At 55.9% G+C, this 17,244-nt stretch carries 15 protein-coding genes; 10 read left to right on the plus strand and 5 right to left on the minus strand.

What is annotated here, in order from left to right; all coding sequences use genetic code 11:
* Positions 1-31 precede the first annotated feature (31 nt).
* The 6 genes from araG (at position 32) to pyrF (ending at position 6,370) form a co-directional block, all read left to right on the plus strand.
* Positions 32-1,549, plus strand: a complete 1,518-nt coding sequence (gene araG, locus ASG35_RS07300) for an L-arabinose ABC transporter ATP-binding protein AraG (protein WP_056354869.1) — start codon at positions 32-34, stop codon at positions 1,547-1,549.
* Between the two features lie 26 nt (positions 1,550-1,575).
* Positions 1,576-2,568, plus strand: a complete 993-nt coding sequence (araH, locus tag ASG35_RS07305) for an L-arabinose ABC transporter permease AraH (RefSeq protein ID WP_056355316.1) — start codon at positions 1,576-1,578, stop codon at positions 2,566-2,568.
* 15 nt (positions 2,569-2,583) lie between these two features.
* Positions 2,584-3,375, plus strand: a complete 792-nt coding sequence (locus ASG35_RS07310) for an SDR family NAD(P)-dependent oxidoreductase (protein ID WP_056354872.1) — start codon at positions 2,584-2,586, stop codon at positions 3,373-3,375.
* On the plus strand, positions 3,372-4,238 hold the full coding sequence (locus ASG35_RS07315) for an SMP-30/gluconolactonase/LRE family protein (RefSeq protein ID WP_235527478.1): 867 nt from the start codon (positions 3,372-3,374) through the stop codon (positions 4,236-4,238). The genes ASG35_RS07310 and ASG35_RS07315 overlap by 4 nt, the downstream gene beginning before the upstream one ends.
* Before the next feature lie 133 nt (positions 4,239-4,371).
* Complete coding sequence (locus tag ASG35_RS07320) at positions 4,372-5,481, plus strand: aldose 1-epimerase (protein ID WP_056354876.1); 1,110 nt, start codon at positions 4,372-4,374, stop codon at positions 5,479-5,481.
* A 73-nt stretch (positions 5,482-5,554) separates the two neighbouring features.
* Positions 5,555-6,370: an orotidine-5'-phosphate decarboxylase gene (gene pyrF / locus ASG35_RS07325; protein WP_056354879.1), complete on the plus strand. Its 816-nt coding sequence runs from the start codon at positions 5,555-5,557 to the stop codon at positions 6,368-6,370.
* A gap of 16 nt (positions 6,371-6,386) precedes the next feature.
* Here the strand turns inward: pyrF and ASG35_RS07330 are convergent, their stop codons facing one another.
* Positions 6,387-7,562, minus strand: coding sequence for a GGDEF domain-containing protein (locus ASG35_RS07330; RefSeq protein ID WP_056354883.1), 1,176 nt, complete (start codon positions 7,560-7,562; stop codon positions 6,387-6,389).
* A 568-nt stretch (positions 7,563-8,130) separates the two neighbouring features.
* Entirely contained in the window at positions 8,131-8,451 is a 321-nt protein-coding gene (locus ASG35_RS30695) for a hypothetical protein (RefSeq protein WP_082508270.1), read from the minus strand.
* 228 nt (positions 8,452-8,679) lie between these two features.
* On the opposite strand from ASG35_RS30695, the gene ASG35_RS32570 reads away from it, so the two are divergent.
* From ASG35_RS32570 to ASG35_RS07355, 4 genes are all read left to right on the plus strand, one after another.
* A complete protein-coding gene (locus ASG35_RS32570; RefSeq protein ID WP_056354889.1) occupies positions 8,680-8,997 on the plus strand; it encodes an orotidine 5'-phosphate decarboxylase / HUMPS family protein in 318 nt (105 codons plus the stop codon).
* Positions 8,998-9,521: 524 nt separating this feature from the next.
* Positions 9,522-10,754 (plus strand): ABC-three component system protein, encoded by a 1,233-nt coding sequence (locus ASG35_RS07345; protein ID WP_162244388.1) that lies wholly within the window; start codon positions 9,522-9,524, stop codon positions 10,752-10,754.
* 2 nt (positions 10,755-10,756) lie between these two features.
* Entirely contained in the window at positions 10,757-11,260 is a 504-nt protein-coding gene (locus ASG35_RS07350; RefSeq protein WP_156393035.1) for an ABC-three component system middle component 4, read from the plus strand.
* Between the two features lie 5 nt (positions 11,261-11,265).
* Entirely contained in the window at positions 11,266-13,248 is a 1,983-nt protein-coding gene (locus ASG35_RS07355) for a hypothetical protein (RefSeq protein WP_056354899.1), read from the plus strand.
* Between the two features lie 103 nt (positions 13,249-13,351).
* On the opposite strand, the gene ASG35_RS07360 is transcribed toward ASG35_RS07355, so the two are convergent.
* The 3 genes from ASG35_RS07360 to mutL form a co-directional block, all read right to left on the minus strand.
* Positions 13,352-13,921: a hypothetical protein gene (locus ASG35_RS07360; protein ID WP_156393037.1), complete on the minus strand. Its 570-nt coding sequence runs from the start codon at positions 13,919-13,921 to the stop codon at positions 13,352-13,354.
* Positions 13,922-14,240: 319 nt separating this feature from the next.
* On the minus strand, positions 14,241-15,191 hold the full coding sequence (gene miaA / locus ASG35_RS07365; RefSeq protein ID WP_056354906.1) for a tRNA (adenosine(37)-N6)-dimethylallyltransferase MiaA: 951 nt from the start codon (positions 15,189-15,191) through the stop codon (positions 14,241-14,243).
* Positions 15,188-17,167, minus strand: a complete 1,980-nt coding sequence (gene mutL, locus ASG35_RS07370; protein WP_056354908.1) for a DNA mismatch repair endonuclease MutL — start codon at positions 17,165-17,167, stop codon at positions 15,188-15,190. The genes miaA and mutL overlap by 4 nt, the downstream gene beginning before the upstream one ends.
* Positions 17,168-17,244 lie beyond the last annotated feature (77 nt).

Genomic DNA, 17,244 nt, shown 5'->3' on the forward strand with positions numbered 1-17,244 from the left:
GCGCGGTCCGCTCGAATTCCAAGGAGGCGATGTGTCAGCGACGCTGCGTTTTGACAATATCGGCAAGGTTTTTCCAGGCGTGCGCGCGCTCGACGGCGTGTCGTTCGACGTCAACGCCGGCGAAGTGCACGGTCTGATGGGCGAGAACGGCGCGGGTAAATCGACCTTGCTGAAAGTGCTGGGCGGTGAATATCAACCCGATTCCGGGCGTGTCCTGATCGATGGCAACGAGGTGAAGTTCTCGAGTGCGGCGGCATCGATCGCGGCGGGCATCGCGGTGATTCACCAGGAATTGCAGTATGTGCCGGATCTGACCGTGGCCGAAAACCTGCTGCTCGGCGCGTTGCCGAGCACGCTCGGCTGGGTGCATAAACGGGAAGCAAAAAAGCATGTGAGCGAACGCTTGCGGCAGATGGGCGTGGATCTCGATCCGAACGCGAAGCTGAAAAAGCTTTCCATCGCGCAACGGCAGATGGTGGAAATCTGCAAGGCGTTGCTGCGTAACGCACGCGTGATCGCGCTCGATGAACCCACGTCTTCGCTTTCGCATCGCGAGACGGAAGTGCTGTTCAAGCTCGTGCGCGACCTGAAGGCGGACAACCGTGCGCTGATCTACATCTCGCATCGGATGGATGAGATTTACGAGTTGTGCAACACGTGCACGATTTTCCGCGATGGCCGCAAGATCGCGTCGCATCCGAATCTGGCCGAAGTGCCGCGCGATACGCTCGTGCAGGAAATGGTCGGCCGCGAGATTGCCGATATCTACGATTACAAGGCGCGCGCGCTTGGCGACGTGCGTTTTTCGGTGAAGAACATTGAAGGCCACGCGCTGCGCGAACCGACGAGTTTCGATGTGCGTCGCGGTGAGATCGTCGGCTTCTTCGGACTGGTTGGCGCGGGCCGCAGCGAACTGATGCATCTGGTCTACGGCGCGGACAGCAAGAAGGCCGGCACGATCACACTCGATGGCCAGCCGATCAAGGTCCGCAGCGCCGGCGAAGCAATCCGTCACGGCATTGTGCTGTGTCCGGAAGACCGGAAGGAAGAAGGCATCGTTGCAATGGCGACGGTTTCCGAGAACATCAACATCTCGTGCCGCCGTCATTATCTGCGCGCGGGTTTGTTCCTCGACCGGAAAAAAGAAGCCGCGACGGCTGACCGTTTTATCCAGTTGCTGAAGATCAAGACGCCGAGCCGCAAGCAGAAGATCCGCTTTCTTTCCGGCGGCAATCAGCAAAAAGCCATTCTGTCACGCTGGCTCGCCGAGCCGGAACTGAAAGTCGTGATCCTCGATGAACCCACGCGCGGTATCGACGTGGGTGCGAAGCACGAGATCTACAACGTGATCTATCAACTGGCGGAACGCGGCTGCGCGATCGTGATGATTTCGTCCGAATTGCCCGAGGTGCTGGGCGTATCGGACCGAATCGTGGTGATGCGGCAAGGACGGATCGCGGGCGAATTGCCGCGCGGCCAGGCGACCGAACAATCAGTGCTGAATCTTGCGCTGCCCGTGCAATCTGAACCGACTGCCCAGGCAGCCTGAAGCAAAAAGTGGAGACGGAGGACATCATGGAAGTCAGGGAAAACATTGCAAACACGCTGGTGCCAGCGAAAAACGACAAGCAGAAGTGGTGGCAGCAGATCACCGAATACAGCTTGATCGTGATCTTCGTGGTGATGTTCATCACCATGTCGCTATCGGTCGATCACTTCTTTTCGATCGAAAACATGCTCGGCCTCGCGCTGTCGATTTCGCAAATCGGCATGGTCGCCTGCACGATGATGTTCTGCCTCGCATCGCGCGATTTCGACTTGTCGGTCGGGTCCACGGTCGCGTTCGCCGGCGTGCTCTGCGCGATGGTGTTGAACGCAACGGGCAATACGTTCATCGCGATCATCGCGGCGGTCGCGGCCGGTTCCGCGATCGGCTTCGTGAACGGCGCGGTGATCGCGTACTTGCGGATCAACGCGCTGATCACCACGCTGGCCACCATGGAAGTGGTGCGCGGGCTTGGGTTTATCGTGTCGCATGGTCAGGCGGTCGGCGTGTCGTCGGATACGTTCATTGCGCTCGGCGGCTTGACGATGTTCGGCGTGTCGCTGCCGATCTGGGTCACGCTGGCGTGTTTTATCGTGTTCGGCGTGCTGCTGAATCAGACCGTGTATGGACGCAATACGCTCGCGATCGGCGGTAACGCGGAAGCGTCACGTTTGGCGGGTATCAATGTGGAACGCACGCGTGTCTGGATCTTCCTGATTCAGGGCGCGGTTGCGGCGCTGGCCGGTGTGATCCTGGCATCGCGGATTACGTCGGGCCAGCCGAACGCGGCCGATGGCTTCGAGCTCAACGTCATTTCCGCGTGCGTGCTCGGCGGCGTGTCGCTGCTCGGCGGACGCGCGACGATTTCGGGCGTGGTGATCGGTGTGCTGATCATGGGTACGGTCGAGAACGTGATGAACCTGATGAACATCGACGCGTTCTATCAGTACCTCGTTCGCGGCGCGATCCTGCTTGCCGCCGTGCTGCTCGACCAGTTGAAGAACCGCGGTTCGCGCGACTAAAGAGGTTTGCAAAAGATGGCCAGTTCAGTCGATAAAACTCTCGCGCGCTATCCGAGCCTCGCCGGCAAGGTGGTGCTGATCACCGGCGGCGCGACCGGAATTGGCGCCGCGTTCGTCGAGCATTTCTTCGATCAGGGCGCGAAAGTCGCGTTCTTCGATATCGATACGAACGCCGGCGAAGCGCTCGCAGATCAACTCGGCGCGGACCTAAACGAAGGCCAGTTCCGGCCGATGTTCCTGCGTATCGACCTGACGGATATCGGCGCGTTGCGGCAGGGAATCGCCGATGTTCGCAGCACGCTCGGTCCCGTGAACGTGCTCGTGAACAACGCCGCGAACGACAAGCGCCACAAGATCGAAGACGTGACGCCCGAGTCGTACGACGCGGGAATTGCCGTGAATATTCGCCATCAGTTCTTCGCGGCGCAGGCGGTTATCGACGATATGAAACAGCTCGGCGGCGGTTCGATCATCAACTTGGGATCGATCAGCTGGATGCTGAAGAACGGCGGATTTCCGGTCTACACCACGGCGAAAGCGGCCGTGCAAGGCATGACGAACGGTCTCGCGCGCGATCTCGGACCGTTCAATATCCGGGTGAATTCGCTCGTGCCGGGCTGGGTGATGACGGACAAGCAAAAACGTTTGTGGCTGGACGACGCCGGAAAACGCGCGATCAAGGAAGGGCAATGTATCGATGCGGAATTGCTGCCCGAGCATCTCGCGCGCGCCGCGCTGTTCCTCGCCGCCGACGATAGCCGCATGATGACCGCGCAGGAAGTCGTGATCGACGGAGGCTGGGCGTGAACGCGCAATTACTGATCGACAGCAAAAGCGCGCTTGGCGAAGGCGCGACATGGTGCGCGGCGAGCGGACGTTTCTACTGGACGGACATTGAAGGCAAGCGCTTGTGGCGCTACGATCCGCGCGACGCCAGCCGCGAATGTTTCGACATGCCCGAGCGTCTCGCGTGCTTCGCGTTGTGCGCGGATCCGGATGTCTTGTTGCTCGGTCTGGCTTCGCGCTTGGCGTTCTTCGATCTGGAAACCGGTGCGATCGAAACGATCATGCGAGTCGAAGACGGCTTGCCGACGCGCTTGAACGACGGCCGATGCGACCGGCAAGGCCGCTTCGTCTTCGGCACGAAACACGATGTCGCGAAGGCGGAGAAGGTCGGCGGGTTTTATCGGTTGAATCTGGATTTGTCGCTGGAGCGTTTGCCGCTCGGCGACGCCGCGATTCCAAACAGCATCGCGTTCAGCCCGGACGGATCGACCCTGTATTACTGCGATTCCCCGACGCGCCAGATCCAAGCCTGCGATTACGATTCCTTCGACAATCAGCGCGTGTTCGCCACACTTTCCGACGACAGCGGCGAGCCGGATGGATCCACCATGGATCGCGATGGCGGTTTGTGGAACGCACAATGGGGCGGCGCGCGCGTGGTGCGTTATGACGCCGATGGCCGGGAAACGGCGCGCATCGATGTCCCGACAACACAACCAAGCTGCATCGCGTTCGGCGGTCCGCAACTCGGCACGCTGTACATCACGAGCGCGCGCATTGGCCTCGACCATGCCGCGTTGCAGAACGACTTGCGCGCGGGCGGCGTGTTTATCGCGACGCCGGCGGCGAGGGGTATCGCTGAACCGGTGTTTCGCGGAAACTGATGTCCGTGCTTTGCAACAAGCACCAAGATGCAAAAAACTGAGGCGGCGCGCATGACGTGCCGCCCGCACACTCCCGGGCATGCTGGGGTTCACGCCAGGATCACGGGAACCTTCGCCTCTCGGAGACTTGGACATGACCGTTGCCCGTTCCGCATCCCGCCCCAAAACCCTCCCCGTTGCACCTCGTCCGGCCGCGCCCACTCGCCGTTCCAAGCTCGCCGCCGCGACCGAACCGCCAATCCGGCCGGGTCCATCCACATCAGTTGTAGCGATGGGCGGCGCAGGCCGCGACGGCTGCATCACGCTCGCCAACGCGCAGTTGCGACTCGATATTGCTCCGGCGCTCGGCGGCGGCATCACGCGCTTCGACTGGCGCAGCGACGGCACGCTCGTGCCCATCTTCCGTCCGTGCCTTGAACCCAGCGCCGCCACGGATCCCAACGAACTCGCGTGTTATCCATTGCTGCCGTATTCGAATCGCATCGGCGGAGGGCGTTTTCAGTTTTTGGGACGCGGTATCGATGTCCCGTGCAACCGGCCCGGCGAACCCTTGCCGCTTCATGGCGATGGCTGGCTCGGCGCGTGGGACGTGGCGTCGGAAAGTTCCACGCACGTGCGACTCACGCTCGACCGGCGCAACGGCAAGCCGTATTCGTACAAGGCGAGCCAGTCGTTCATGCTCGAAGGCGCGACGCTGGTGGTGACTTTATCGATTGAAAATACCGGGCGCGATGCGTTGCCGTTCGGGCTCGGCCTGCATCCGTTTTTGACGCGCGAAGCCGATACCGAACTGTCCGCCGCCGCCGATGGCCTCTGGCTTTGCGGCGATGACTTCCTGCCCGTGCGGCACGTTCCTGCGCCGCCCGCGTGGCAATTCGGCGTGGCGTACCCCATGCCTACCGCGATGATCAACAACGCGTTCACCGGATGGAGCGGGCGCACGAGCGTGATGTGGCCGAAGCGCCGTTTGTCGCTGACCATTTCCGCCGATACCGATTACTACGTGCTCTACGCGCCGGCCGGCAAGGACTTTTTCTGCTTCGAACCCGTCGATCATCCGATCAACGCGGTGAATTTGCCGGGCGGCGGCGCGGCACACGGAATGACGGTTCTGGCTTCCGGCGACAGTCTCACGCGCGAGTTCAGCTTCACGGTCGAGCGATCCGGCGAAGCCGAGCGACGCGGAAGGCCGAAGCAACCGGCCGGGCAGAAGGCGCGAAAGACGGCGGCGGTCGCTCGTTAGCGTTCCATTCGCGCCGGAGCACTTTTGCTCGCGCGGTAAAATGCGGTACTGCCTATTTCGCTTACGGATGCCCATGTCTTTCATCGAATCGCTCAACGCCGCGTGGTCGCGCACCCAGTCAATGCTTTGCGTCGGGCTCGATCCCGAACCTTCGCGGTTCCCGAGCGCATTCAATGGCCGCGCTGATTCGATCTTCGATTTCTGCCGCGAGATAGTCGATGCCACCGCGCCGTTTGCGTGTTCTTTCAAACCGCAGATTGCGTATTTTTCGGCGCATCGGGCGGAGGATCAGCTTGAGCAGTTGATCGCGCATATTCATTCGGAACATCCGGGGTTGCCGGTTATTCTCGATGCAAAGCGTGGCGATATTGGAAGTACCGCCGAGCAATATGCAATCGAGGCTTTCGACAGATATAAAGCCGACGCCGTAACCGTTAATCCGTATATGGGTTTTGATTCGGTTCAGCCTTACCTGGCGCATAAGGGGAAGGGCGTGATCGTGCTTTGCCGGACGTCCAATGCGGGTGGATCGGATCTGCAGTTTCTTGATGTCGATGGAACGCCGCTTTATCAGGTTGTCGCGAAGTTGGCGGCTGAGAAATGGAATGCGAGCGGGCAATTGGGGTTGGTGGTCGGCGCGACGTTTCCGAAAGAGATTGAAGCGGTTCGATCGATTGTCGGCGATATGCCGCTGTTGATTCCCGGCATTGGCGCGCAAGGCGGCGATGTCGAGGCGACGGTTCGCGCGGGACGGGTTGCTTCGGGGAACGCCGGGATGCTGATCAATTCATCGCGCGCGATTATCTACGCAGGCAAAGGCGATGATTTCGCCGATGCCGCGGCCGAAGCGGCGAAGCGGACTCGGGACGCGATTAATGCGGTGAGTTGAGGTCTCTGCTTGATCGTCAGGCAAGCGCGGGGTGTGAGGCAGTCGGCGCCAGCACAAGCTGATTGCCGCCGAGCGACTTTGCGTTGTACAGCGCCGCGTCGGCGGCGGCCAGCAGGTCGGCAAGCGTCGATGCTTCGGCTCCGAACTGCGCGAGCCCTATGCTGACCGTTGCTTGTATCGCAAGCCCGTCGATCCTGTGAGGGATCGTTTCAGCGAACCGCCTGGCGACGGTCTCGCCCACTTCCTTCGCGCGAAGGCCGTTGTGGCGAGGAAGCAGCGCTGCGAACTCTTCGCCGCCGATGCGCGCAAGGATTGCATCGGAATCCATCACGCTGCGGGCAATATCGCTGAACGCTTTCAGCACTTCATCGCCTGTCTTATGGCCGTATCGATCATTGATGGTCTTGAACAGGTCGAGATCGAACGCGAGGAGGGAAATCGGCCCGCGTGGTTCCGCGTCTCGGATCACGCGTGCGCTCTCTTCGAAAAACCATCGGCGATTGCCGAGCCGCGTTAGATAGTCCGTCTGGGAATCTCGCACAAGCTCTTCGTGAGTTTCCTCGCGGATTAGTCGCAGCAGGGTCATCGGCAGAACGACCGAATACAAGACGCCTTCGTACATCGTGATGTTGCTGGCAATCGATACCACGTCCTGTCCATATCGCGCCGCCAGCCACGGGAGAATGGATGCCCTGGCTGCATAAAGGATCGTATGGATGCCAGTCACCCACACTGCAATTCGGCGCGATTGCATGTGTTTCATGGCGTGGCATCGGAACAATTCGAACGATGTCGCGCCGCTAGCCAATGCGATTGGGATCGCGCTCGCGTAGTACCAGACTGAATTCATCCAGTGCGCGCCGGCCACCGCCCACGTAAGCGCAAGCAAGATGAGCAACGCGATGGAACTGTTGCGGTAGCGCCGGCCGCTCAGGGATGCGACGCCTTGCAAAAGCAACAGATAGCCGGTGACGATAACCAGATTGCTCACGGCGGAGCCCGTCGCGCCGGGCAATTTGGTACGGACCGTTGCCGCCGCGCAGCCGATGGCAAGCGTGGCGTATCCGGCTGCGAGTATCTTGAGTTCCTTGCTGCGCCTCGAATGCGTCCGATGTTCCCAAAGCGTCATCCCGGAACTGGCGAAAAGCGTCCCGATGATGAGGAAATAGAGGGTGAGAAGATCGAAGTGCATCGGTGTGGGGGAATCCTGCGGCGGTTACGTGTGGCTGGATTCTACGTAAGAATTTGGCGGTCGTCGGTTGTTGGCGGATTATGGATTACTTTGCGGATCGGTTAATAGGCTTTGCTGTTTGATGGCATATGGCTCAGCGATTGCCGATAAAAGCTTGTTTATAACTACGGGTTTGATGCGCGACCTATCGGCGACCTTGAACCAGGTGCTGGAATTTCGGCATCTTCTATGGTTATCGGCAAGTCGCCGGAATACTGAAGGCTTTTTGTGGCAGCGCGAATGATTACTTGCGGATAGCAGGATACGCATCCGCTTGGACGCAAATCCACATCGCCAATTACTGCTTGGTCACAACTCGATGGTTATGCATCCGTTGGCTTGCTGTAAGTCACCTCGATTGAACGCGGATAAACAAATAGGCCGATATCCGTGAGGACATCGGCCTTGTTTTCACGACGGCGACAAGTAACTCGACGATCAAGTTTGTGAAAATTGCAGGGTTAGTTCACTGCAATGCAAACTAAGCACGTCGATGTTTCTTTTCGCCCGGGTTTAAATTGCTCGACTATTACTGTCCGGCAGCCGGCGATCTCACGCTTGGCGTTGCCAAGGTGTTATTGCTCGGCGGAGGGCTGCTGGTTGATGTCGCACTGCCGTTGTTGGCATTGGGCAAGCCCGAGTTGGGCGCCTTCGTTCCCATGCCGCTGCCGGAATTGGTCATGCCCGGCGTGCCATAGTCATTCGATGAATTGCTGACCTGGTTTGACGGGCTAGCGGTACTGCCCGATGAACCACCGCCAGCCGCGCCGCCGGCAGATTGTGCAAAAGCGCCGCCCGATAACGTGAGTGCCGCCGCTGCCGCGATCAATGTACTTGTTAACTTACTCATGATCCGTCCCTCCTATGGATTTGAATAAAGGCACAGACGGTTGGCCGTCTGCTTGGTCAATTGTGCAGCAATGAGCGTGCCGCGGCGTCCCCGCTTGCACCGAAACGGTGCGCGTCAGGACGCGCGGCTTTGTCCTGCTTCAGACTGGTCGCGTCGCCCGCCATAGACGGGAGATCAGTTTGAGCAGTTGATCGAGCAAATTCATTCGGAACATCCGGTCTTCCGGTGATGCTGGATGCAAAGCGCGGGAATACTGGAAGTACCGCCGAGCAGTACGCGACCGAGGCTTTCGATCGATATAAAGCCGATGCCGTATTAGTTAATCCGTATATGGGGTTTGATTCCGTTCAGCTATATCCGGAGCGCAAAGGGAAGGACGTGATCATGCTTTGCCGGGCGTCCAATGCTGGGGATCGGATCTACAGTTCTTTATGTCGATTGACGCTGTTGTATAACGTTTTGGCGCGGCTTGCGGCCGAGAAGGGGAATGGGGGCAGTTTGGGCTGGTGGTTGGGGATACGTTTGAGAGAGAAAACGAAGTCGTAAGGTCGATTGTTGGCGAGATGCCGCTTTTGATTCAGTAAATTGGCGCGCAAGGGAGGGATATCAGGCTACGGTTCGTGCGGGGCGGTGCGTCAAGGAGTGCCGGAATGTTAATCAGTTCTTCGCGCACGGCTATCTATACCGGTAAAGGCGAGGATTTGTCCGATGCCGCGGCTAAAGCGGCAAAGCGGGCAGGGATGCGATTAATGCAGTGAGTTGATTTGCCGCATGCTAAACATTGTCGGTTCGATTCATCGCGATCGGAAGTTATTGATACCGATCGCCTTTCAAGCATGCGCGAAGGGAGCGGCGGCTTTTGCGTTAAGACGGCTGTTCGCCCGAGGGAATCCAAAGGCAAGTCGTTGAAGGACTAATTTCAGGGGATCGGTCCCGAATTTCTGCAGTTTCTTTTTGTTGGCGGAAGCTAATGGCAGCATGAGCAAAACACGCATGCATTGAGCATGGTATCAATCTAGATTTTGGGCTATTCTTACGAAAAATGACGTCCGTTTAGTTCCGAGGAAATGATGATCGAGTTCATAAAAAACAACAAGCGGGACACACTTATATTATTTGTTCACGGTTTTACCGGTGGAAAAGAAACATGGATGAATACGCAACACGGTTATTTCTTCGATCAGCTATCACAGTTCCCCTCCATTGAAGAAAATTTTGACATTGCTACGTTCGAATATTTCACAAAGCTCTCAAGCCTTTTTGTCGAATTCAATTCCAATATCGGTCGCTTAAAATCTCTTTTTACAAATATTCAAACAAAATCGAAGAAAAATATCAGTATTGAGGACATTTCTGCTCTCTTAAGCACACAAATTAGATTCGCACTAGCCGCCTACGATAATATCATCGTAGTAGCACACAGCATGGGTGGACTAGTTACCAAAGCGTGCATTTTGAATGATCTTCGCCAAGGCCAACCAAGCAAAATAAAACTTTTCATTTCTTTAGCTGTTCCCCATCTCGGGGCAAATCTTGCGACATACGGGAAGCTGCTTTCGAATAACAAACAGATCAACGATCTCGCACCGCTGAGTGAACTATGTCCTACAATGAATAATGAATGGGTTAAATATAATTTAAAGCCAGGCATTAAATATTTCTACGGGATGTATGACGACATCGTCACTAAAGAGAGCGCCATTGGGACAGACAATTTACCTCAAGATACAATCGCCTGTAATGACGACCATCTCAGTATCTCCAGACCTGGCGGAGTTTCCAGCATTGCCATTACTGCGATCAAACAGTTTCTCGATAATTTTCTCCATCAGAGAGAGTTGGAAGCCGGATTAACCCCGAAGCGCTTGGTCGACCCTAGTCAATATAGAGACGAAACGTTCGTACTTAAGCTCATGCTGGCTGACGTCCACAATGCCGCAGTCAAACATTCAAAAGAGCATTTTTTAAATGCGGAATACGCAAGAAAACTATTCAGCAGCGCTGCCGACCAGGAAAGACTGCGGACAATCTATGACAGAATCCGCACGCTATATCAGAATTGTTATGAAAACTTTGTGAGCAGGGGCGGAGATTCAACATTGTTGGTGAACGAGGTCCATCAAAAGATCGTTTTGGAGGATGCTAACTACTTGAAAACAGCTTTCCCTATGCTCCAGGGGCTGCACAAAATGGGGATGCTCCACCAGATCGCGAATGATCTTCAGGACGATGTGTGGTGGAGCGAAAACCAATCGATAGAAGCACTGGAAACCTTAAAAGTCCAACTTGAAAAGAACTGGTAATCATGCGACCTCTGCCCTACGTAGTTCCAGATAGCAGTAGATTTTTAAACGTTGGAATTTTACTTCTATCGATAAGTATGCTTGGCAAAAGTCAACAAGGGAAAGCATTGCTGAACAATGAGCGATTGTTGATCTTTATGTATCTTATTAAAAATCCAATAATCTTGGGGCAGCTTCTAACGCGGTTAGGATCGACGCAAATCGACTTAACGACGGAAGACGTTCTGTCCGTCACCAGTTTGTCTGTCAATGTTGATTCTTTGTTCGACCATCATTGGATGAAAGGTTTGCTCAGGCATCTAGCATCTTTGAACTTGATAGCGGCAAGTTATCGGAAAGCAGACGGGTTTGTTTATTCTCTGACCGAGAAGGGCGAGCAAGCATCGAATGCGTTGGTCGGGAACCACTTTGATAAGGTGCGCCGTTTTCTGCGCGCGCTCGAGCCCGCAAAGACGCAATCTACGTCGTCTCTAAACAACATTATTAATGATATTTTTAGAAGGTGACGTGAGTGGAAAAAAATAAGCCTAGCCTTCTTATTGAACAACTTGTCCTGGTCGGGAAACGGAAGAACTACGTTATTCGATTTACTCAAGGGGTAAATATCGTCTACGGTGATTCAACAACCGGAAAGTCAAGTGTGCTTGAATGCATTAACTACTTGCTAGGGTCATCGAAATTTGTGTACGACAGAGAGATCGAACTATCGGTCCGGTTCATTATGATGGAGGTCAGATTAAATAGTCTACCCTACGTTATCAAGCGCGACATCTTTAAGCCAAATGAACCGATCGAGGTCTATACTGGCGAGCTGAATTCCATTGAGCTGACTTTCCCCAAAAAATTAACCCCAAATTTTGGCTTGCCAGAGTCCGGGGACGGCTTCTTTTCAGACTTCATGATGACTGCGCTTAATATTCCAAATATTAAGATGCGTCAATCTCCGTCAAAGGTGGACTCCGCGATGGTTCGCCTTAGCTTCCGCGATGTTTTTAAATATTGCTATCTCAAACAAGATGACGTGGGAAGCAAAGCATTATTAGGCGGAAATAACTATGTCGTTGCGACCAAAAACAAACAGACATTCAAATATTTATTTAACCTTTTGGATACCAACGTTTCCGACGCTCAGGGGGACCTATCAAGTCTTGTTAAACGAAGAGACAGCCAAAAAGAAAAGTACGATGTAGTCTCTGATTTTTTAAGGGAAACCGAGTTTAAGTCGGAATCGGAGCTCGCTGACGCCCACGATGTAGTCGCACTTCAGGAAGAGTCTCTGAGACAGCAATTGAACACGATAAACGCAGCAATGATTGCTGGTAGCGAAAGCTATTCGTTTTTAAAAGAAACTCTCCTTGAGATCTCGGCGAGGATCTCATTAATGGAGAAAGATGGCGCCGCATCCGAACGTGCGGTTGATCGCTATGTACGGCTGAGAAACGATTATCAAACTGACATTGAAAAACTGAAATCGATACGAACTTCGAAGTCGGTAATAGGCGAGCAATCCGATTCATTTTCGTGCCCACTATGCGATAGCACTGTCAACTTAGAAAACATTAAGGCGGAGTTTTCGATTGACGGGGGCGATCGTGCCGCCCAAGAAGCAAATGTGCTTGTCAAACGGGTACGCGACCTGAAGGATCTTATCCAGCGTGAGCAAGACAAGCAAGTCATGCTGACGTCGGAGTTGAAACTGCTGAATGAAGACCGGGATCGGGCACGCCGACTTCTCGATGACGAAACGAAGGAAATGATTACGCCATATCTATCAGAGCGTGATGGGTTGTCAGCGGAATTGGCCAAGCTTGGCGAAAGCCGAAAGCAACTCCACCAAGCGATCAAAGTGCGGAATCAACAAAAGGGCATTCTTGCGGAAATTGTTACTCTCGACGAACGTATCGCGGGAATGCAGGAAAAACTTGAGACATTGAGAGCAGCGGCGCCGTCTCTGGAAGGCGTTTTGTCGAAGATTGGTGATTTTTTGAGTGCATATTTGCATAGAGTTAGGATTAAGGATCAGCGAGACGTGTCTATCAGTAAGCGGAGCCTTCTTCCGGTACTCCGGTCACGAGACTATAGCGATATAACTTCCGGAGGCCTTCGAACGATCCTTTCTATCGGTTTCTACCTAAGCTTATTGGAGACGGCAATAGATTCATCCTGTAATCTACCGACCTTCTTAATGGTCGATACCGTCGGAAAATATTTGGGAAAAACGCAAAAGCAATATGTTGAAACAAATACGACTGAAGACCGACGAGAAGAGGTATCCGATCCTAACAAGTACCTCAACATGTACAGTTATATGTTTTCGTCAGCAGATCGCGCCGAAAAGAAAGGAGTTTCGGCTCAAATTATTGTTGTCGACAACGATGTGCCGCCGACAATTCAGACGCAGTTCGGGGATTCAATTGTTGCCCATTTCAGTAGCGAGGGTATTGATGATCTCCCCAAAGGTTTGATTGACGACGCTCACGTGCTCACTTACTGAGGCATGCTGACTTGATCTTCTCCTGACGGAGAAGATCGGCACGCGTCTGGCCGGTTTGCGATAATTGCGACCAGCCGTGTGTGCGACACCACGTGTCGTTGATCTATCGTGAATGTTTGCCGAGGCTCGGCAACCCGCCAGAGATTGGCAGGCCTTGAAACTTGGCGCCTTCATCGACTACGTTAAAGAAAGTTTTTTGGCTACGTTGCTCAGGCTGTTCTTGCATCGGGTGGATTTTGTTGGCGAGCAGTTGCGCATTGTTTTTTTCCAGTTGCTGACAGAGCTCCGCTAGCTCACGATGAGCCGATTTTAGCTGTGCTACCTCCGCCTCCAGTTGCAGCTTTTCGGCGCCTACAAATGCCATGGCGGCAGCGTGAGCGTCTTTTAGCTCTTTGTTGTGTCTCTTTAGTATTTTCTTATGTTTCTTTCCTTGCTGGATTAACTCCCGTTCCAACATCGCGTACTTCTGCTCCAATTGGTCGACTTTCGATGCCCGCTCGATCGTGCGCCTCAACGTGGTGGGGAGCACTTCGATTCGGCGTTGAAGGCGGTCAGCTACCGCGTATTCAACGATAGAATGGAAACGGAAGCCTTTGAGAAATTCAAAGCCGTTCGGCAAGTCCCAGTTACGCGAACCGAGATCAGATGCATGTAGTCTCTTGGGGCGGGTCATTTTGTCTTGCATGTTAGGGCGAGGAAATCGGTGCTTTTGCTCGACGTGTTGCCGACGAGTTGGCTTATTATGAATGAACCGAGTAGTGCGTGCGTCGGACACCATCCCGTGCTGAGGCGTACCACGACTGACGACACGAGTGCGGTCGGTAACGGCGAACGGCAACTTTTATCCTGGCAAGTGAGTGGCCGCTTGCTGCGCGGATCCGACGTGTATCGGTCCGAAAGAGGACGAAGGCGACCGATCCTTCGCGGTCGATATGCGCCAAATCGACGCGTCAAACGGCTTTGGTAACGCGGTATCGGACCCGGTTAAAGAGTTAGAACCGAACTACCCGCTCAATCTCCCCCACCGCCATCTCCATCGCATCCTCCCGCGCACAATCCACAACGTGCCGCCCCTCAATCCCCCGCAACCAAGTCAACTGCCTTTTACAAAGTTGCCGGGTCGCAAAAACCCCCTTATCCCGCATGGTCGGATAATCAACCACCCCATCCAAAAACTCCCAAACCTGCCGATACCCCACGCATCGCATCGAAGGCATCGTCGGGCTCAAATCGCCCCTCGCTCGAAGCCTTTTCACCTCATCGATAAACCCACCCTCGAGCATCGAATCAAACCGCTTTTCAATCCGCTTATGCAGCACGCTTCTATCCGATGGTTCCAGCGCAATCGGCACGAACTCCGGTTCGCCCTCCTGGCTCTTCTTCGGGTCTTTCAATATCGCCGATAAAGCCCTGCCGCTCAGCATAAAAACTTCCATCGCGCGCTGAATCCGCTGCGAGTCATTCGGCGCCAACCTTGCCGCTGTCTCCGGATCAACCACCGCCAATCGCGCATGCAAAGCGGGCCATCCATCGCGCGCGGCTTCTTCATCGAGCGCCGCACGCATTTCCGGATTCGCTTCAGGCAATTCATTCAACCCGCGCGTCAATGCCATGTAATACAGCATCGTTCCGCCGACCAATAACGGAATCCGCCCACGCGCTTCAATCTCGGCCACCAATTTCAAAGCATCGTTCCGAAACTGCGCGGCGGAATAAGCCTCGGTCGGATCGATAATATCGATCAAATGATGCGGCGCAATCGCGCGTTCTTCCTCAGTCGGCTTTGCAGTCCCAATATCCATCCCGCGATAAACCAGCGCCGAATCCACGCTGATAATCTCGACAGGAAAACGCTGCGCGAACGCGAGCGCCGCAGCGGTTTTCCCCGATGCCGTCGGCCCCAGCAAACACGCTACTTGCCGAACATCGCGTTGCGCGCTCATTGTCCGCGCATGAAAAGTCGATCGAGATCGCCAAGCGTCAATTGAAACCACGTCGGACGGCCGTGATTGCATTGATCGCCGCGCTCGGTGGCTTCCATTTGACGCAGCAGGCCGTTCATTTCATCGAGCGTCAGGCGACGATTCGCGCGCACCGCGTGATGGCAAGCCAGCGTGCCGAGCAACTCGTGCTGACGTTCGGTGAGAACGCGCGAGCCACCATACGCCTGCAAATCGGCGATAACAGCACGCGCCAGCGACTGCAAATCGGCATCTTTAAGCAAGGCGGGAACGGCGCGAATCGCAATCGATCCCGGCGACAAAATCGCTAGATCGAAGCCGAGCGCATCGAGCACTTCGCGTTCTTCTTCCACAACGCCCATCTCGACGGCATCGACGGTCATCGTCACCGGGATTAGCAGCGGCTGAACGGCGATGGCGCGATCGGCGAGCGAGTTCTTGAACTGCTCATAAAGAATGCGCTCGTGGGCCGCATGCATATCCACGATGATCAAGCCCTGCGCGTTCTGCGCCAACACATAGATGCCGTGAATCTGCCCAAGCGCGAAGCCGAGCGGCTGTTCATCCGAAGCCATATTCGGCGCGCCGGGCATTTCCGCATACGCGGGCGGCCTTGGCTCAGCGGGCGAATATCGTTCGGACGACGCCAGCGAAGTCGTCCCGTCAGCCGTCCCCGCGCCGATATCCCTGCGCCCGAACAACGCATCGTAAAGCGCCAACGGCTGCGCGACGGGCAAATTCCCCTGCGTCATCCGCGATTGCCGCAACCAGTTCGTGCCGTTTTCCGCTCTCGACGCTGCCTGAGCTTCACTCGATCCAGCAAAAGGCCGCGCACTGAACGACGCAACGCCGGTCGGCTGCAACTGCGCGGCATGGCCGCCCGCTGTCGTTTCCGGCGACGCCCCCGCGTTGCGCGCCAACGCCCGCTGCACGGCATGAAACACGTATTGGTGAATAGAACGTGAATCGCGAAAACGCACTTCGATCTTCGACGGATGCACGTTCACATCCACGGACTCGGGCGGCAAATCCAGAAACAGCACATACGCCGGGTACCGGTTCCCGTGCAGCACATCTTCATAGGCGGCGCGCACGGCATGCGTGAGCAGCTTGTCGCGCACGAAGCGACCGTTGACGAAGAAATATTGCTGGTCGGCGCGGCCGCGGCTCGCGGTAGGCAAACCCGCGCAGCCATACACGGCGAGCGGTCCGGCGCGTTCATCGAGGGGCAAATGTGCTGTTGCGAACACCTCGCCGAGAATCTTGGCGACGCGCGTGGCCGGATCGGACGCGTTCCAGTGCTCGACGGCCTTGCCGTTATGAATCACGGATATAGCCACGTCCGGCCGCGCCAGCGCCACGCGCCGGATGACTTCCAGGCAATGCCCGAGTTCGGTCTGTTCGCTTTTGAGAAACTTGCGGCGCGCGGGCGTGTTGAAGTACAGCTCGCGCACTTCCATGGTCGTACCGATAGTCCCGGCTGCCGGCGAGATCGCGCCGGTCTGGGCATCGATGCGCGTGGCGTGCGCGCACGAAGCCGTGCGGCTGGTGATGAACAACTCGGACACCGATGCTATCGATGCAATCGCCTCGCCGCGAAATCCGAGCGAAGCCACGGCTTCAAGCTCGGCCAGCGAGCGGATCTTGCTGGTCGCGTGGCGCAACAACGCGAGCGGAAGTTCGCCGGGCGGAATGCCGCAGCCATCGTCCACGATCACGATCCGCTTCACGCCGCCTTCGTCGAGCGTGATCCGCAGGCTCGTCGCGCCGGCATCGAGTGCGTTTTCGAGCAATTCCTTCACCACGGACGCGGGGCGCTCGACCACTTCGCCGGCCGCGATCTGGCTGATCAGCTGGTCGGGCAGAGGCTGGATCGCGCGCTGAAAGCGCGTGGCGGCGGGTGCGGACGGCGGTGCGGACGCAGATACCGCGTCGGATGAATCGATGAGATCGGTCATGCCCAAATTATAAAGCCTCACGCCCGTGAACGATTTCAGGGCCAGCCAGTCTCCATATAGCCTCGCGCCGTGATTTG

The sequence above is a fragment of the Burkholderia sp. Leaf177 genome, assembly GCF_001424345.1.
Classification (GTDB): Bacteria; Pseudomonadota; Gammaproteobacteria; order Burkholderiales; family Burkholderiaceae; genus Caballeronia.